This window comes from Amycolatopsis sp. lyj-109, assembly GCF_046548995.1.
GTDB lineage: Bacteria > Actinomycetota > Actinomycetes > Mycobacteriales > Pseudonocardiaceae > Amycolatopsis.
The window spans coordinates 156,260-171,941 of record NZ_JAJPWR010000006.1 but is presented as its reverse complement, the minus strand read 5'-3'; the positions used below and the strand labels follow the sequence as shown (position 1 = coordinate 171,941).

Genomic DNA, 15,682 nt, shown 5'->3' with positions numbered 1-15,682 from the left:
GTTCGCTGCACGTATCTGCGCGCCGGCCGCCGCCCGCGGGGTGCGGGCACGCTCGCCGGCGGCATCTGCCCGGCAGATGCCCTGGTCACCGACGTTAGCCCCCGGGCACGACGATTTCAAACATCTGTTCGATCGACACGCCGTGTCCGCTCGATTTTGTCGGTGGCAGGTGGTAGACCTTCGCACGGGCGTTCGATAGAACGCCTGTTCGACCTTGATCCACGGGCCGCTCCCGGCCCGGGAAACGGGCGGACACCAGGGTTTCGAGGAGGTTCGGATGTCCATTCTGGCCGAACGCGGACACGCGCGCCCGGCGGCTCCGGTCCCGGCGCCTCTCCGGCCGGTGCGCATCCTGCGCGGACGTCGCGGCGAGGTGCAGCGCCCGCCGACACGCGCACGGGTCGTGGCGGGCCGCCGTCCGGCCGGCGCGCCCTGCGCCGCGCCGCGCCGGGTGCCGGTGCGCTGGCCGTGGCTGGCGGCGCTCGCCGTCGCGAGCTGCCTGGTGGTCACCGGGCTGGGCCTGTTCGCCGGTGGCGTCTCCGGCGCCCCGGTGCCGGAGCGGACCGCGACGGTGTCGGTCGAGCAGGGCGACACGCTCGCGTCGCTGGCTGCCCGGTTCGCGCCGCAGAGCGACGGCGGGGCGGTGGTCGCCCGGATCAAGGAGCTGAACCGGCTGGACGCCGCCGAACTGGTGCCCGGGCTGCCGCTCACCGTGCCGGTTGCCGACGTTCCCGCGCCGTGATCCCGCCCCCGGCCGGGCAGGGAGGCGGTGGCCGGCGTCCTGAATGACTCATTCCTGGCGTCGGAGGTCCTGAATGAGTCATTCAGGACGCCGCGGTCCGCATGAGTCGTCCGGCTCCGCCTCGAGCCGCGTCGAACCCCGCCGCAGAATCACCCGCTTCGGTGAACCCTGCGGCCTCCGAAACCGCCGGCGCGCCCGATCCGCACCCCGTCCGAAGCGCCTCTCCGCGCCACCCGAACAGACCAACCCCGTCTCGACCAGGGCGACCGCTCCGCCGCCCCCGCGTCCCCGCCGCGCCGGCTCGGTCGACCCCGTCGACCCGTCCTCACCCTGGCGAGGCGAGACCCCGTCGTGCGCTTGCGCACACCCCCGCCGAGTTCTACGCTCGCCCGCTATATGTAGTAGTTACACCGCTGTAGTTGGTCCACAGGTTGGGGTAGGCTGGACAGTAGTTGTCCACAGCTGGTCGGCCGTTATCCACCGGATGTCCACAAAACGATCACCAGATGCAGGGGTGCATGGTGGCCGCGGGGACGTCGACGGAGGGCGGCCGGCGATGAGGGGAAGGTGATCGGCGGATGAGGTGCCCGTTCTGCCGGCATGCGGACTCTCGGGTCGTCGACTCCCGAGAGGTGGATGAAGGCCAGGCGATCCGCAGGCGGCGCTCGTGCGCGTCGTGCGGACGGCGGTTCACGACGTCGGAGACGATGGTGCTCGCCGTCGTCAAGCGGTCCGGGGTCACCGAGCAGTTCAGCCGGGACAAGGTGGTGAGCGGCGTCCGCCGCGCCTGCCAGGGCAGGCCGGTCGACGACGACGCGCTGCAGCAGCTCGCGCAGCGCGTGGAGGAGTCGATCCGCTCCGCCGGCTTGGCGGAGATCCCGAGTCACGAGGTCGGCCTGGCCATCCTGGGCCCGCTGCGTGAGCTCGACGGGGTCGCCTACCTCCGGTTCGCCAGTGTCTACCGCTCGTTCTCTTCGGTCGAGGACTTCGAGAAGGAGATCGCCGACCTCCGTGAGGCCATGGCGGGTGCTGCTGCCCAGGAGAGCGATCAGCGCGAAGGCGGCGACTGAGCCGTCCCGCTGCGGGAGAGGGTTCACCGATGACGGAAACCGTGGGATCGGGGGCCCGCGCGGCCGCCGGCAAGAAGGGCAAGACCGCCGGCGGGCTGAGCGTGCAGCGCGTCTTCACGACCGAGGGGCAGCACCCGTACGACCAGGTGACCTGGGAGCAGCGGGACGTCGTCATGACGAACTGGCGTGACGGCTCGGTCAACTTCGAGCAGCGCGGCGTCGAGTTCCCCGACTTCTGGTCGGTCAACGCCACCAACATCGTCACCAGCAAGTACTTCCGCGGCGCCGTCGGCAGCCCGCAGCGCGAGCGCAGCCTCAAGCAGCTCATCGACCGGGTCGTGCAGACCTACGTCAAGGCCGCGCGCGACCACGGCTACTTCGCCACGCCGCAGGACCTCGAGATCTTCGAGCACGAACTCACCTGGATGCTGCTGCACCAGGTCTTCAGCTTCAACTCCCCGGTCTGGTTCAACGTCGGCACGCCGTCGAAGCAGCAGGTCTCGGCGTGTTTCATCCTCGCCGTCGACGACACGATGGAGTCGATCCTCAACTGGTACCGCGAGGAGGGCCTGATCTTCAAGGGCGGCTCCGGCGCCGGCCTCAACCTCTCCCGCATCCGCTCCTCGAAGGAACTGCTCACCTCCGGCGGCACCGCATCCGGGCCGGTCTCGTTCATGCGCGGCGCCGACGCGTCCGCGGGCACCATCAAGTCCGGCGGCGCCACCCGGCGCGCGGCGAAGATGGTCGTGCTCGACGTCGACCACCCGGACGTCGAAGAGTTCATCCAGACCAAGGCGCGCGAAGAGGAGAAGATCAAGGTCCTCCGCGACGCCGGGTTCGACATGGACCTCTCCGGCGCGGACATCTCTTCGGTGCAGTACCAGAACGCGAACAACTCGGTCCGCGTGTCCGACGAGTTCATGCAGGCGGTCGAGAACGGCACCGACTTCGGCCTGCGCGCCCGGCTCACCGGCGAGGTCATCGACCGCACCGACGCGAAGAAGCTGTTCCGCACGATGGCCCAGGCCGCGTGGGAGTGCGCCGACCCCGGCATCCAGTACGACGGCACGATCAACGACTGGCACACCTGCCCGGAGTCGGGCCGGATCACCGCGTCGAACCCGTGCTTTCCGGCGGATCAGCGGGTCGTCACCGATGCCGGTCTGGTGCGCATCGGGGACCTCGTGCTGCGAGCCGCCCAGGGCGAGACGTTCGCCGTCTACACCAACGACGTGACCAACGAGGACACCCCGGCCAGGCGGATCCTTGCCACCCATCCGACGCGGTACATGGTCACGGGCACCAACGAGATCGTCGAACTCCGGTTCAGCGACGGCTCCCGGCTCCGGTGCACACCCAACCACCGTGTCTGGACCGAAAACCAGGGCTGGGTCCACGCGGACAAGCTCGGCGAAGCCGACAAGGTCGTCCGATCGATCGAGCATGCGGTGCGACCGTACGCGACGGCGGCGCTTCCGCCACTGGCGATCCAGGCCGCGACGCGGGCGCGCGGCAAGGAACTGCGTGCCGTGCCGGAGAAGTGGACCACCGAACTCGCGCACTACGTCGGCTGGCTCGTCGGTGACGGCTGCCTGACCGACGCCGGCGCGGTCACCGTGTACGGATCCGAATGGGAGCGCGAGAACGTCCTCCCACGGCACCGTGAACTGCTTGCCGCGATCACCGGGTTCGCGAGCAAGCCCAGCGTGCAGGCCAACGGCACCGCACAGCTCCGCGCGATGCGGGGACGGTTCGCCCTGCTCATGCGCGGTCTCGGCGTCAGCGGGGAGCGCTCCGCCGCGAAGGTCGTCCCGGAGTCGATCTACCAGGCGCCGGAGGAGATCGTGACCGCGTTCCTGCGCGGCCTGTTCGACGCGGACGGCTGTGTGGTGAACCAGGCGGTCAAGGGCACCCGGTACGTCGGGCTGGGCAGCCGGTCCGAGGAATTGCTCGTCGGTGTGCAGGAACTGCTGGCGAGCCTGGGCATCCGTGGCCGGATCTACCACTCGGAGAAGAAGGCCGATTCCTTCGAGTACACCACGAAGGACGGCGAGGAACGTACTTACGGCAGCGGCGGACCCACGTTCGACCTCCGGATCACCGGACGGCACATCGCCGCCTTCGCCGATCTGGTCGGGTTCGACCACGCCGCCAAGTCGGCCAAGCTCGCCGACGTGCTCGCGAACCACGAGTTCTACGACGTGGACGAGACCGTGAGCCTGGTTTCGCGGGTTTCTCAGGGGTTCGAGACGACGTTCAACCTGACCGAGCCGCGCAACCACTCCTACATCGTCGGCGGAACGGTCGTCGCGAACTGCAGCGAGTACATGCACCTCGACAACTCCAGCTGCAACCTGGCGTCGCTGAACCTGCTCAAGTTCATCACCCCGCAGGGCACGTTCGACGCGCCCCTGTTCGCCCGCGCCGTCGAGTTCGTCATTACGGCGATGGACGTCTCGATCTGTTTCGCGGACTTCCCGACCGAGCCGATCGCCGACACCACGAAGAAGTTCCGCCAGCTCGGCATCGGTTACGCCAACCTCGGCGCGCTGCTGATGGCACTCGGCCACGCGTACGACTCCGACGGCGGCCGCGCGCTCGCGGCGGCGATCACGTCGCTGATGACGGGCGTGTCGTACCGGCGCTCGGCGGAGCTGGCCCAGGCTGTCGGCGCGTACGAGGGTTACGCGCGCAACGCCGAAGCGCACCAGCGCGTGATGCGCAAGCACGCGGCGGCGAACGAGCTCGTCCGCACCTACCACGCGAACGACGCCGCGGTCCGCGCGCTGGCGACGGAGGAGTGGCAGAAGGGCGTCGAGATCGGGACGAAGCACGGCTGGCGCAACGCGCAGGCGTCGGTGCTCGCGCCCACCGGTTGCCTGACGGCGGACACCCTGGTCACCACCGATCGGGGCCTCGCGCGGCTGTCCGAACTCGGCGAGCTGTACGGCGATCGCTGGCAGGACGTCGATTTCACGGTCGCGACCGATGAAGGCCCGCGCCCCGCGACCAAGTTCTTCGTCAACGGCGAGGAGCCGACGCGCCGGATCGAAACCAAGGGCGGGTACCGGGTCCAGGGCACGCTCGCCCACCGCGTCAAGGCGGTGGATCCGGACACCGGGGCCTGGGCGTGGAAACGGCTCGCCGACATCCGGCCCGGCGACGTCCTGCCGATGCAGCTGGGCGGCCTGTTCGGTGCACCCCGCAGGGTGCCGCTGCCGGTGCTCGACCAGGCCTGCTACGCCGGTGACCGCGACATCCGGGTGCCGGACGTGGTCGATGCCGATCTCGCGGAACTCGTCGGCTATTTCGAGGGCGATGGCAGCCTGCACGCCGAGGGGATCCGGCTCTGTGTCGCCGACACAGATCTCGACGTCGTCGACCGCCTCCGGATCCTCGGCAAGGGACTGTTCGGGCTCGAACCCGCGGTCCGGCAGTGCGAGGGGTACCAGGAGGTGACCCTTCAGTCGGTCCGGCTGGCCCGCTGGTGGCAGGCCGCCGGATTCGCGAAGGACCTGCCGGGCGCCGACCACACGGGCAAGGGATGGACGCCGCGCGTACCGGTGACCATCCGCGAGACCAACGATCCGGAGATCTACGCGGCTTTCCTGCGCGGGGTCTTCGAGGCGGACGGGACCGTGCTCGAAGGGGTGCCGAGCGTCTCCACGTCGTCGGAGCTCTTCGCCGAGGACCTTCGCACGCTGCTGCTCGCGGTCGGCATGGCGACCACGACTCGCCGGACGACCAGCGGTTTCGGCAGCCCGATGTGGCAGGTCCGGCTGCGCAACGTCGACCACTCGATGATGTTCGACGAGATCGTCGGCTTCATGGGCGAACGCAAGGCCCGGCTGCTGGTCTGCCTCGAGCCGGCGGGATCGGCCAAGGGCGACCGAGTCCACCTGCCTCGCGCGGTGTGGGACGAGCTGGTGCCCTTCGGTCACGAATCTCGCGACGCCGTCGTGCAGTCTTTGCGGAAGACCGGTGGGGTGGCCAGGATGGTGGCGCGCCGGATCTACTCCGAGAGCGGCGATCCGCGACTCGGCCGGGCGCTCAGGTACCTGTTCGAGCCCGTCGAGGCCAACGCGGACGGCGGTGTCCAGCCGACCTACGACCTGTCGGTGCCGGACAACGTCACCTACGTCGCCAACGGTTTCGTCAGCCACAACACCATCGGTTTCATGATGGACTGCGACACCACCGGAATCGAGCCGGACTTCTCGCTGGTGAAGTTCAAGAAGCTCGTCGGCGGCGGCTCGATGCAGATCGTCAACCAGACGGTGCCGCGCGCGCTGGAGGCGCTGGGCTACCCGGCCGAGCAGGTCGAGGCGATCGTCGAGTACGTGGCGCAGAACGGCCACGTCGTCGACGCGCCGGGGCTGCGTCCCGAGCACTACGAGGTGTTCGACTGCGCGGTCGGGGAGCGCTCGATCGCGCCGATGGGGCACGTCCGGATGATGGCGGCGGTGCAGCCGTTCCTCTCCGGTGCGATCTCCAAGACGGTCAACATGCCGGAGTCGGCGACGGTCGAAGAGGTCGAGGAGATCTACTTCCAGGGCTGGAAGCTCGGCCTGAAGGCCCTCGCGATCTACCGCGACAACTGCAAGGTCGGCCAGCCGCTGTCGACGGCCAAGAAGGACAAGGCCGCGGCGGAGCCGGAGAAGGTCGTCGAGTACCGCCCGGTGCGCAAGCGCCTGCCGAAGAAGCGCCCGAGCCAGACGGTGTCGTTCACCGTCGGCGGTGCGGAGGGCTACCTGACGGCGGGCTCGTACCCGGACGACGGCCTCGGCGAGATCTTCGTCAAGCTCGGCAAGCAGGGCTCGACGCTGGCCGGCGTGATGGACGCGTTCTCGATGTCGATCTCGGTCGGCCTCCAGTACGGCATCCCGCTCGAGTTCTACGTCTCGAAGTTCTCCAACCTGCGCTTCGAGCCGGCGGGCATGACCGACGACCCGGACATCCGCATCGCGACGAGCGTGATGGACTACCTGTTCCGCAGGCTGGCCCTGGACTACCTGCCGCAGGAGAAGCGTGCGCAGCTGGGCATCCTCTCGGCGGACGAGCGTTCGGCGGAGGTCGAGGCGACGTACGGCAACCCGGGCGTGGACCTGGAGGCATTGCGGTCCACAGTGGACGCTTCGCCCGAGCCGCATGCGGACGATCCGGGACACCCCCACCGGGAAGCTCAGACGACGACGGAGCTGATGGAGCTCCGCCTCGGCAAGGCGGCGGACGCCCCGTTGTGCATGACGTGCGGAACGAAGATGCGCCCGGCAGGGTCGTGCTACGCCTGCGAAGGCTGCGGCGCGACCTCCGGCTGTAGCTGAGTGAGAAGCCGGGCGGGTGCCTCCGGCACCCGCCCGGCTTTCCGCGCCTCACCGAATCTCCGCGAAAGCCGCCCACCCGGACCACAATCACGCGGCATCATCGAAGCGATGACTCACGCAGACTGGCTCCAAGACTTCGAAACCGAGGCCGAACGCCGCCGACAGCGCGATGACCCACCCTGGGAGCAGGGCGCGAAACTCCACCCCGACGTCGCCAAGAGCATCCAGCGCTTCCAGGTGGGCGAAGCCGGCGACGGCGCCAACCTCATCGCCAAAGCCGCCGGCGAAGCCACCTACCTCGCCGCCGTGAAGCTCTTCGTCGCCGAAGAACAGAACCATGCCCGGATGCTCGCCGCGCTGCTCGACGCCGGTGCGGTGCCCACCCTGGCGAGCCACTGGTCGGACACCGTGTTCGTCACGCTGCGGCGCGCGCTCGGGCTGCGGCTGGAACTCATGGTGCTGCTCATCGCCGAAGTCGTCGCCCTGCGCTACTACCGCGCTCTGCGCGATGGCACCGGCGACCCGCTCGTCACCGAAGTCGCCGCCCGGATCCTCACCGATGAAGAGCGGCACGTGCCGTTCCACTGTCACCGGCTCCGCGGCGGGTTCGCCAAGCCCGTGCGGGCCGTGGTGTTCGGGGCCTGGCGGCTCCTGCTGATCGGAGTCGCGGTCACCGTCGCCGTCGACCACGGGGCCGCCCTGCGGGAGCTCGGCGTCGGAAGGAAGGAGTTCGTCGCGGACGTCCTAACCGCCTTCGACGTCGCCCTCGCGCGGCTCCAGTAGCCGGGCCAGCTGCCGCAACGCCGCGACGATCCGCTCCACCGGCACGCCCCGCGACGTCTGGTGCAGGAACAGCTCTGGAGCCAGCGGGGCCAGCAGCACGTCGGCCAGGACGTCGGGGTCCGGCGCGCCCGCCGCCTCCGCGAGTACCCGGACGTGCGTGCGCCAGAAGCCGTACGCGCCCGTCTTGAAGCGCGAGTGGCCGACCTCGGCGCCCAGCACCAGGGGCGCGTGCCGCTCCAGCAGCTCCACCATCGCCTCGTAGAACGCCGCCAGCCGCGAGGACGGCGGCGCCCCGGGGCCCAGCGGCGGGTCGCCGCGCAGCAGCGCCTCCTGCAGGCGGCGCTCGTGCTCGTCCAGCAACGCCACGGCGATCGCCGCGCGATCCGGGTAGCGGCGGTACAGCGTTCCGCGGCCGACGCCGGCCGCCCGGGCGATGTCCTCCATCGTCACCTCCGCCGCGCCGCGGGCGGTGAACAGCTCCTCGGCCGCCGCGAGGATCTTCGCACGGTTGCGGGCCGCGTCGGCGCGTTCGGGCATGTCACCAGCCTAGGGAATATCCGGACGAGGCGTCCAGTTAGCTCAAGTGGACACCGTGTCCACTTGAGGAGGAATCGTGCCCCACCTGCTGCACCTCGACTCCAGCGCCCGCCGCTCGTCGTTCTCGCGTGAGCTGTCCGCCCGGTACGCCGCCGGCTGGGCGGGCACCCGGACCTACCGCGACCTCGCCGCCGAACCGATCCCGGTGATCGGCGAAGCGTGGACGGAGATCTGCGACGCCCTGCTCACCGCGAAGATCACCGACCCCGCGCACTACGCCGATGTCGTCGAGACGCCGGAGCAGAAGGCGGCCTGGGCGGTCGTCGAGCCGCTCCTGAACGAGCTGCTCGAAGCCGACGTCGTCCTCATCGGCGCGCCGATGTACAACTTCTCGATCCCGGCCGCCCTGAAGGCGTGGATCGACCAGGTGACGTTCCCGCGGATGTCGCTCAAGGGCACGGCGTTCGTGATCGCCGGCGCCCGGGGCGGGTCGTACGCGCCCGGGACCCCGCGAGCCCCCTTCGACCACCACGAGCGCTACCTGCGGGACTTCATCGCCGGGCACTACGACGTCGACGACGTCCGGTTCGTGCACGCCGAACTGACCAATGCCCTGGTCGACCCGCACCTCGACGCGCGCGACGGCGAACGAAAAGCGTCGCTCGAAGCCGCGCTGAAGGCGCTCTGATGGGCTGGGTGACGCTCGTCTGCGCCGGGCTCGTCGAGATCGCCTGGTCGCAGAGCATCAAGCCGACGGAGAACTTCACCCGGCCGTGGCCGACGCTGCTGTGCTTCGTGCTCGGCGCCGCGGCGGTGTACCTGCTGTCGCGCGCGATGGACACCGTCCCGGTGGGCACCGCCTACGCGGTGTTCACCGGGATCGGCGCCATCGGTGCGATCGTGCTCGGCGTCGTCGTGACCAAGGACCCGCTGAGCGTCGGCCGGGTGGCCGCGCTGGCCCTGATCGTCGGCGGCGTCGTGCTCGCTCGCGTCACTTCGTGAGCTGCTCCCACAGGAACTCGAACACCAGCGCCCACTTGAACGCCAGCTGCTCGTTGTCCGCGGCGGCACCGTGGCCGCCCTCGATGTTCTCGTGGTACCGGACGTCGTGCCCCTGCTCACGCATCCGCGCCACCATCTTGCGGGCGTGGGCGGGGTGCACGCGGTCGTCGCGCGTCGAGGTCACGAACAGCGACGCCGGATACGCACGTCCACTGTGGACGTTCTGGTACGGCGAGTACTGCGAGATGTAGTCCCACTCCGCGGCGTCGTCCGGGTCGCCGTACTCGGCCATCCAGGACGCCCCGGCCAGCAGCAGGTGGTAGCGGCGCATGTCGAGCAGCGGTACCTGGCTGACGATCGCGCCGAACCGCTCCGGGTAGCGCGTCAGCATCACGCCCATCAGCAGGCCGCCGTTGCTGCCGCCCTGGATGCCCAGCTGCTCCGGCGTGGTGATGCCGCGCGTCACCAGGTCCGCGGCCACCGCGGCGAAGTCCTCGTACACGCGGTGGCGCTCGGCCTTGATCGCCTGGGTGTGCCAGCCGGGCCCGTACTCGCCGCCGCCGCGGATGTTCGCGACGACGTACGTGCCGCCGCGGGCGAGCCAGCCGCGGCCGATCATGCCGCTGTAGGACGGCGTCAGCGAGACCTCGAACCCGCCGTAGCCGGTCACGAGCGTCGGACCGCCTTCGGCGCCGGACGGCCGGACGACGAAGTACGGGATCTTCGTGCCGTCCTCCGACGTCGCGAAGTACTGCGCCACGCTCATGCCCGAAGCGTCGAAGAACGCCGGGGCCTGCTTCAGCGCTTCGACCTCTTCGCCGACGTGCCCGTAACTGAGCGTCGACGGCTGCAGGAACCCGCTGGAGTCGATCAGGTACTCGTCGCTGACGTCGGGGTCGGTGTCGAAGATGTCCGCGCTGCCGAACTCGGGCCCCCCGGCCAGGGGCTCCTCGGCCCAGCCGGCCGGGCCGGGCGTCAGCGTGCGCAGCTCGCTGCGGACGTCGCGCAGCGTGCCGAGGAGCAGGTGGTTGCGCGTCCAGGCCCAGTACTCGAGCGAGGTGTGCTCGTCGGGGGTGAACAGCGTCGTGAAGTCCCGGGCGCCGGCCATGAAGGCGTCGAAGTGGATGGCGATCAGCGAGCCGGCCGGGTGTTCCGTGCCGCCGGTGGTCCACGCCGTCCGCGGCCGCACCAGCAGCCATTCGCGGTGCAGGGAGGCGCTCGCGTCGTCCGGGACGTCGATCTTGACCAGCCCGCCGGGCGTCCTCAGGTGCAGCTCTGAGCGGTAGAAGTCGATCGCGCGGCTGACGAAGTCGCGTTCGAAGCCTTCGGTCGGGTCGTGGGACGCGCCGATCGAGACGTCGTCGGGCTTGCCCTCGAAGACCAGTGTCGCCGCCTCGAGCGGCGTGCCGCGCCGCCACTCCTTGGCCAGCCGTGGGTACCCGGAGCTGGTCAGCGAACCCGGGCCGAAGTCCGTTCCGAGGTAGACGCGGTCCTCGTCGATCCAGCCGATCCGCGTCTTCGCCTCCGGGACCGTGAAGCCGTCCGCGACGAACTCGTGCGCGTCGAGGTCGAATTCGCGGACGACGGTGGCGTCCGCGCCGCCGCGGGACAGCTCGACCAGGCCGCGCCGGTAGCCCGGCCGCAGCACGGTCGCGCCCTGCCAGACCCAGTTCTCGCCCTCGGCCTCGGCCAGCGCGTCGACGTCGAGCAGCAGCTCCCACTCGGGCTCGGGCTGCCGGTAGGACTCCAGCGTCGTCCGCCGCCACAAGCCGCGCGGGTGGCTCGCGTCCTGCCAGAAGTTGTAGAGGAATTCGCCGCGGCGGCGCACGTACGGGATCCGGTCGTCGGCGTCGAGCACCTCGCGCAGCTCGTCACGCAGTTCGGCGAACCGCGCGCCGGTGGTCAGCTCGGCCAGCGTCTCGTCGTTGCGGGCGCGCACCCAGCCGAGCGCGTCGGCGCCGGTCACGTCTTCCAGCCACAGGTGGGGATCCTCGACACTCATACCGCTCAGTCTCGCCTGGTCGGCGGCCCGGTGGCCACCCGGTGGCGTTTTCCTTTCGTGATCCCTGCCTCCCGGGGTGTCCGTATGCTGGTGCCACACAGCAGGGGGAGAACGTGAACGACACCGAGCCGTCATGGCCGGGGACGGACCGGCCACCGGAACCCGCGTGGGTACCGGAGCCGAATCCGTGGGCGCCCAACTGGGCCGCGGCCCCGCCCGTCCCGATCGCGCCACCGCGCAACCGGCTCTGGGGAGCGGTCACCGGCGTCCTCATAGTCGTGGTGTCCATTTCCCTGATCGCCGCCACCATCCCGCACCGCGTGGACGGCCACGCGTTCGCGGCGCAGGGTGCCGATCCCGGCCGGGCGTACGGCGACACCGGCAAGCCCCCGAAGGCCGTGCCGGAGCTGGCGGGCAACCCCCTGCTCGGTGACGGCATCAGCCCCGGGCCCGCCACCTGCACCCTGCCCGACCTCGGCCGGGCGGCCGACCAGCTCAAGGCTTACTACAGCGCGCTCGTCGCCTGCCTGGAGCAGTCCTGGCGCCCGGCGCTGGAGAAGGCGAACGAGCCGACGCTCACCGCCACCGTGTCGGTGACGCTGCCGGAGCACAGCTCGTGCGGCGAGGCACCGACGGAGAACGAAGCCGTCGCCTACTACTGCGGCGGCGACACGACGATCTACGCCCCGACCGACTGGATGCTGTCGGACGCCGGGCTCAACAAGGCCCGGCACATCGCGACGCTCGCCCACGAATACGGCCATCACGTGCAGCGCGAGAGCGGCATCCTCTCCGCGGCGGCGGACAAGATGACCTCGCCGGACGAGGACAGCGCGGCCGACAAGGAGGTCGTGCGCCGGATCGAGCTGCAGGCGAACTGCTTCGGCGCGCTGTTCCTGACCGCCGTCGCCGGCTCGGGCTCGATCAGCCGGTCGCTGGCGAACGCCGCGGTCGCCGACTACGGCCGGGCCAACGACAGCGACACCCACGGCTCGCGCGAGCACCAGCTGTCCTGGGCGAAGGCCGGCTACGACGGCAAGGCCACGAAGGCGTGCAACACGTGGAGCGCGCCGGTCGACGAGGTCAGCTGAGGGTCCAGGCCGGGTCGCGGCCGAGCAGGGCGAGGAACCGGTCGAGTTCGCTCGCGGCCGCCGGCACCGCGACGCTGCGGGCGAACGAGCCGTTCTTCTCGCGGCCTTCGTCCGGGATCCGCTCGGCCAGCTTCGTCGCGATGTACACGGCTTCGGCGTCCGGCTCGTAGGGCAGGCCGAGCGTGCGGGCCAGGTCCCAGCCGTGCGCGACCGTGTCGACCAGGTGCATGTGCGCGGCGATCGAGCCGGGGAACGTGCCGAAGTGGTTGATGGTGAGCTGCCGCTCCAGCACGGCGTCGCCGGTGAAGGCGTCGAGGAAGTCGTCGACGGACGCCTGGTACGCGGCGTAGGGGTCGTCGCCGAGGACGCCGGCGTCCCAGTCCGGCGCCGAGCCTTCGCGGGCCGCCGTCGCGAAGGCGTGGTTCTCGCTGACCTGGTGGCGAAGCAGATCGGCGAGCGTCCAGCCGGCGCACGGGGTGGGGCGGGCGAGGTCGGCGGGCGTCACGCCGGCGACCAGCTCGTCGAGGAGGAGCAAGGTGCGGCGGTCGAGTTCGCGGAGATCCATACCGGGCACGTTAGGCGGGGAAGCGGACCACGAACAGTGCCAAATCTGCCGCAACCTTCGTGGGCCAATCTAGACTGACGCCGGTGGAGATCCACATCGACCTGACCGGCACGCGCGGCCACCGCGACGCGATCTACCGGCAGCTGCGCGCGGCGATCCTGGCCGGCCGGATCCGGCCCGGCGAAGCTCTGCCGCCGACCCGTGAGCTCGCGCAGCGGCTCGCGGTCTCCCGGACTACGGTCAGCGCGGCCTACGACCGGCTCACCGCCGAGGGGTTCCTCGCCGGGCGCGTCGGCGCGGGCACGTTCGTCACCGCTTCGCCGGCGGAGCGTCCCTCGCCGGTCCCCGACGGCCCGGGCGTGCGGCCGCTGCCGGAGTGGGACGCCGTCCCGCCGCCACCCGCGCCCTTCGCCCCGGCACCGGAGTTCGACTTCCGGCCGGGCGTCCCCGACCTCGCGCTGTTCCCGTTCGACACCTGGCGGCGGCTGATCACACAGCGGCTGCGTGCCGGCCAGGCCGACCTGATGACCTACGGCGACCCGCAGGGCCACGCCGCGCTGCGCACCGAGATCGCCCGGCACATCGGTGTTTCGCGGGACGTCCGGGCGAACGCCGCGCAGGTCGTCGTCACGGCCGGCGCCCAGCAGACGACCGATCTCGTCGCGCGGGTGCTGCTGCGGGCCGGCGACCTCGCCGCCGTCGAAGACCCCGGGTACCCGCCGCCGCGGCTGGTGCTCGGCGCGCGCGGCGTCCGGGTCGCAGCGGTGCCGGTGGACGCCGCCGGGATCGTCGTCGACGCCATCCCGGCGGGGACGCGGCTGGTGTACGTGACGCCGTCGCACCAGTACCCGCTCGGCCTGTCGATGTCGCTGGACCGCCGGCTGGAACTGCTCGACTGGGCCGAGCGGAACGACGCGGTGCTCGTCGAGGACGACTACGACACCGAGTTCCGCTACACCGGGCGGCCCCTGGAACCGTTGCACAGCCTGGATTCCCGCGGCCGCGTCGTGTACGTCGGCTCGTTTTCGAAGGTGCTGTCGCCGGCCTTGCGGCTGGGTTTCCTCGTCGCGCCGCCGTCACTGGTGCCCGCCCTGGTCAAGGCCCGCTACCTGACCGACTGGCACGCGCCGAACGTCGACCAGGCGGCGCTGGCGGCGTTCATGGCCGAAGGCGGCTTCGCCCGGCACGTCCGGCGGATGCGGAAGGTCTACCGCGCCCGGCACGAACTCCTGGCGGCCTTGCTTGCTCGGGACTTCGCGGACTTCCTGACACCGTTGCCGTCGACGGCGGGCCTGCACCTCAGCGCGGTCGCGCCGGCCGACTGCGGCGGGCTGGTCCGCGCGGCCCGCCGCCGCGGCGTCCGGCTGTACTCGCTGGGGGACTTCGGGGTGGGGGAGCGGCGGCACGGGCTCGTCTTCGGTTACGGTGCGGTCGCGGCCGAGCGGATCGAGCCCGGGCTGGCCCGGCTGCGCGCACTGGCGGACGAAGGAGCGGCATGACCGACGACGTGATGGTGGCGATCGACGCCGGTCTGCGGCAGCACATCGGCGGCGACCGCGCCGGCGCGTACGCGACCTTCGCGCAGCTGTGGGCATCGATCGGCGACGACGGTGACCCGCTGCACCGCGTCGCGCTGGCCCACCACCTGGCCGACGTCTGCGACGATCCGGCCGAGGAGATCGAGTGGGACCTGCGGGCACTGGCCGCGGCCGATTCGCTGACCGACTCGCGGGCCCAGGAGTACCACTCGTCCCTGGCCGTGCGCGGGTTCTACCCGTCGCTGCACCTCAACCTGGGCGAGGACTACCGCAAGCTCGGCGACCTGCCCGCGGCGCGCGAGCAGCTGGCGCTGGCTCGCGGGCGCCTGGACGCCCTCGGCGACGACGACTACGCGGCCGGGATCCGGCTGGCCCTGGACGGCTTGGCCGAGCGGCTCGGCTGAAGCTGAATCGGTACCAATACCACGAAGACGCCCCGTTTGCCGGACTTTCGCCGGGCGCCGGGGGGCCCTAACCTGTGGTGATCCAGCTCACCGACGGGAAGGATCGCCATGCGGATTGCGGATCTGCTGCGCACGAAGGGGTCGGCAGTCGCGACGGTCACCCCCGAGACCACGGTGACCACGCTGCTGGCCGGACTGGCCGAACACAACGTCGGCGCGATGGTGGTCGTCGCACCGGACGGGTCCATCGCGGGCATCGTCTCGGAACGCGACGTCGTGCGACGCCTGAACGAACACGGACCGGCCCTGCTCGACGGCGCCGTCTCGGAGATCATGACGAAACTGGTGGCGAGCTGCTCCCCGGACGACTCGGTGGACCAGCTGTCGGTGCTGATGACCGAACGCCGCATCCGGCACGTCCCGGTCCTGGCCGACGGCCGGCTGGCCGGGATCGTCTCCATCGGGGACGTCGTGAAGAACCGGATGGAACAGCTGGAGCAGAGCCAGGAACAGCTGCAGGCCTACATCTCGCAGGGTTGACGTCGAAGTCGGAGGTCCCGGCCGATCCGTCGCGGGTCGGCCGGGCCTCCTGACGCACCCACGCACTGACTGAGTGCCCGATTG

General features: G+C 70.8%; 12 protein-coding genes and 1 pseudogene. 10 read left to right on the top strand and 3 right to left on the bottom strand.

What is annotated here, in order from left to right:
• Positions 1-277: 277 nt before the first annotated feature.
• The 4 genes and pseudogenes from ACLJQF_RS15285 (at position 278) to ACLJQF_RS15270 (ending at position 7,919) form a co-directional block, all read left to right on the top strand.
• Complete coding sequence (locus tag ACLJQF_RS15285) at positions 278-742, top strand: LysM peptidoglycan-binding domain-containing protein (RefSeq protein ID WP_410609244.1); 465 nt, start codon at positions 278-280, stop codon at positions 740-742.
• A 578-nt stretch (positions 743-1,320) separates the two neighbouring features.
• Positions 1,321-1,812 (top strand): transcriptional regulator NrdR, encoded by a 492-nt coding sequence (gene nrdR / locus ACLJQF_RS15280; protein ID WP_410609242.1) that lies wholly within the window; start codon positions 1,321-1,323, stop codon positions 1,810-1,812.
• 92 nt (positions 1,813-1,904) lie between these two features.
• Positions 1,905-7,136, top strand: a pseudogene (locus tag ACLJQF_RS15275) (LAGLIDADG family homing endonuclease); the annotation flags it as partial.
• Between the two features lie 108 nt (positions 7,137-7,244).
• Entirely contained in the window at positions 7,245-7,919 is a 675-nt protein-coding gene (locus ACLJQF_RS15270; RefSeq protein WP_410609240.1) for a ferritin-like domain-containing protein, read from the top strand.
• On the opposite strand, the gene ACLJQF_RS15265 is transcribed toward ACLJQF_RS15270, so the two are convergent.
• Positions 7,881-8,456 carry a TetR/AcrR family transcriptional regulator gene (locus tag ACLJQF_RS15265; protein ID WP_410609238.1) on the bottom strand — a complete coding sequence of 192 codons (576 nt, stop codon included), beginning with the start codon at positions 8,454-8,456 and terminating at the stop codon, positions 7,881-7,883. The two genes, ACLJQF_RS15270 and ACLJQF_RS15265, sit on opposite strands and share 39 nt — an antisense overlap.
• 76 nt (positions 8,457-8,532) lie before the next feature.
• On the opposite strand from ACLJQF_RS15265, the gene ACLJQF_RS15260 reads away from it, so the two are divergent.
• A complete protein-coding gene (locus ACLJQF_RS15260) occupies positions 8,533-9,144 on the top strand; it encodes an FMN-dependent NADH-azoreductase (RefSeq protein ID WP_410609236.1) in 612 nt (203 codons plus the stop codon).
• A complete protein-coding gene (locus ACLJQF_RS15255) occupies positions 9,144-9,458 on the top strand; it encodes a DMT family transporter (RefSeq protein ID WP_410609235.1) in 315 nt (104 codons plus the stop codon). The genes ACLJQF_RS15260 and ACLJQF_RS15255 overlap by 1 nt, the downstream gene beginning before the upstream one ends.
• Here the strand turns inward: ACLJQF_RS15255 and ACLJQF_RS15250 are convergent.
• On the bottom strand, positions 9,448-11,460 hold the full coding sequence (locus ACLJQF_RS15250) for a prolyl oligopeptidase family serine peptidase (RefSeq protein ID WP_410609233.1): 2,013 nt from the start codon (positions 11,458-11,460) through the stop codon (positions 9,448-9,450). The genes ACLJQF_RS15255 and ACLJQF_RS15250 overlap by 11 nt on opposite strands.
• 113 nt (positions 11,461-11,573) lie before the next feature.
• Between ACLJQF_RS15250 and ACLJQF_RS15245 the strand changes: the two genes are divergently transcribed.
• Positions 11,574-12,551, top strand: coding sequence for a neutral zinc metallopeptidase (locus ACLJQF_RS15245; protein WP_410609231.1), 978 nt, complete (start codon positions 11,574-11,576; stop codon positions 12,549-12,551).
• On the opposite strand, the gene ACLJQF_RS15240 is transcribed toward ACLJQF_RS15245, so the two are convergent.
• A complete protein-coding gene (locus ACLJQF_RS15240) occupies positions 12,544-13,116 on the bottom strand; it encodes a TIGR03086 family metal-binding protein (RefSeq protein ID WP_410609230.1) in 573 nt (190 codons plus the stop codon). The genes ACLJQF_RS15245 and ACLJQF_RS15240 overlap by 8 nt on opposite strands.
• A gap of 83 nt (positions 13,117-13,199) precedes the next feature.
• Here ACLJQF_RS15240 and ACLJQF_RS15235 point away from each other — a divergent pair, with 83 nt between their 5' ends.
• From ACLJQF_RS15235 to ACLJQF_RS15225, 3 genes are all read left to right on the top strand, one after another.
• Entirely contained in the window at positions 13,200-14,615 is a 1,416-nt protein-coding gene (locus ACLJQF_RS15235) for a PLP-dependent aminotransferase family protein (RefSeq protein WP_410609228.1), read from the top strand.
• Positions 14,612-15,058 (top strand): hypothetical protein, encoded by a 447-nt coding sequence (locus tag ACLJQF_RS15230; protein ID WP_410609226.1) that lies wholly within the window; start codon positions 14,612-14,614, stop codon positions 15,056-15,058. The genes ACLJQF_RS15235 and ACLJQF_RS15230 overlap by 4 nt, the downstream gene beginning before the upstream one ends.
• Before the next feature lie 108 nt (positions 15,059-15,166).
• Entirely contained in the window at positions 15,167-15,598 is a 432-nt protein-coding gene (locus tag ACLJQF_RS15225; protein WP_410609225.1) for a CBS domain-containing protein, read from the top strand.
• Positions 15,599-15,682 lie beyond the last annotated feature (84 nt).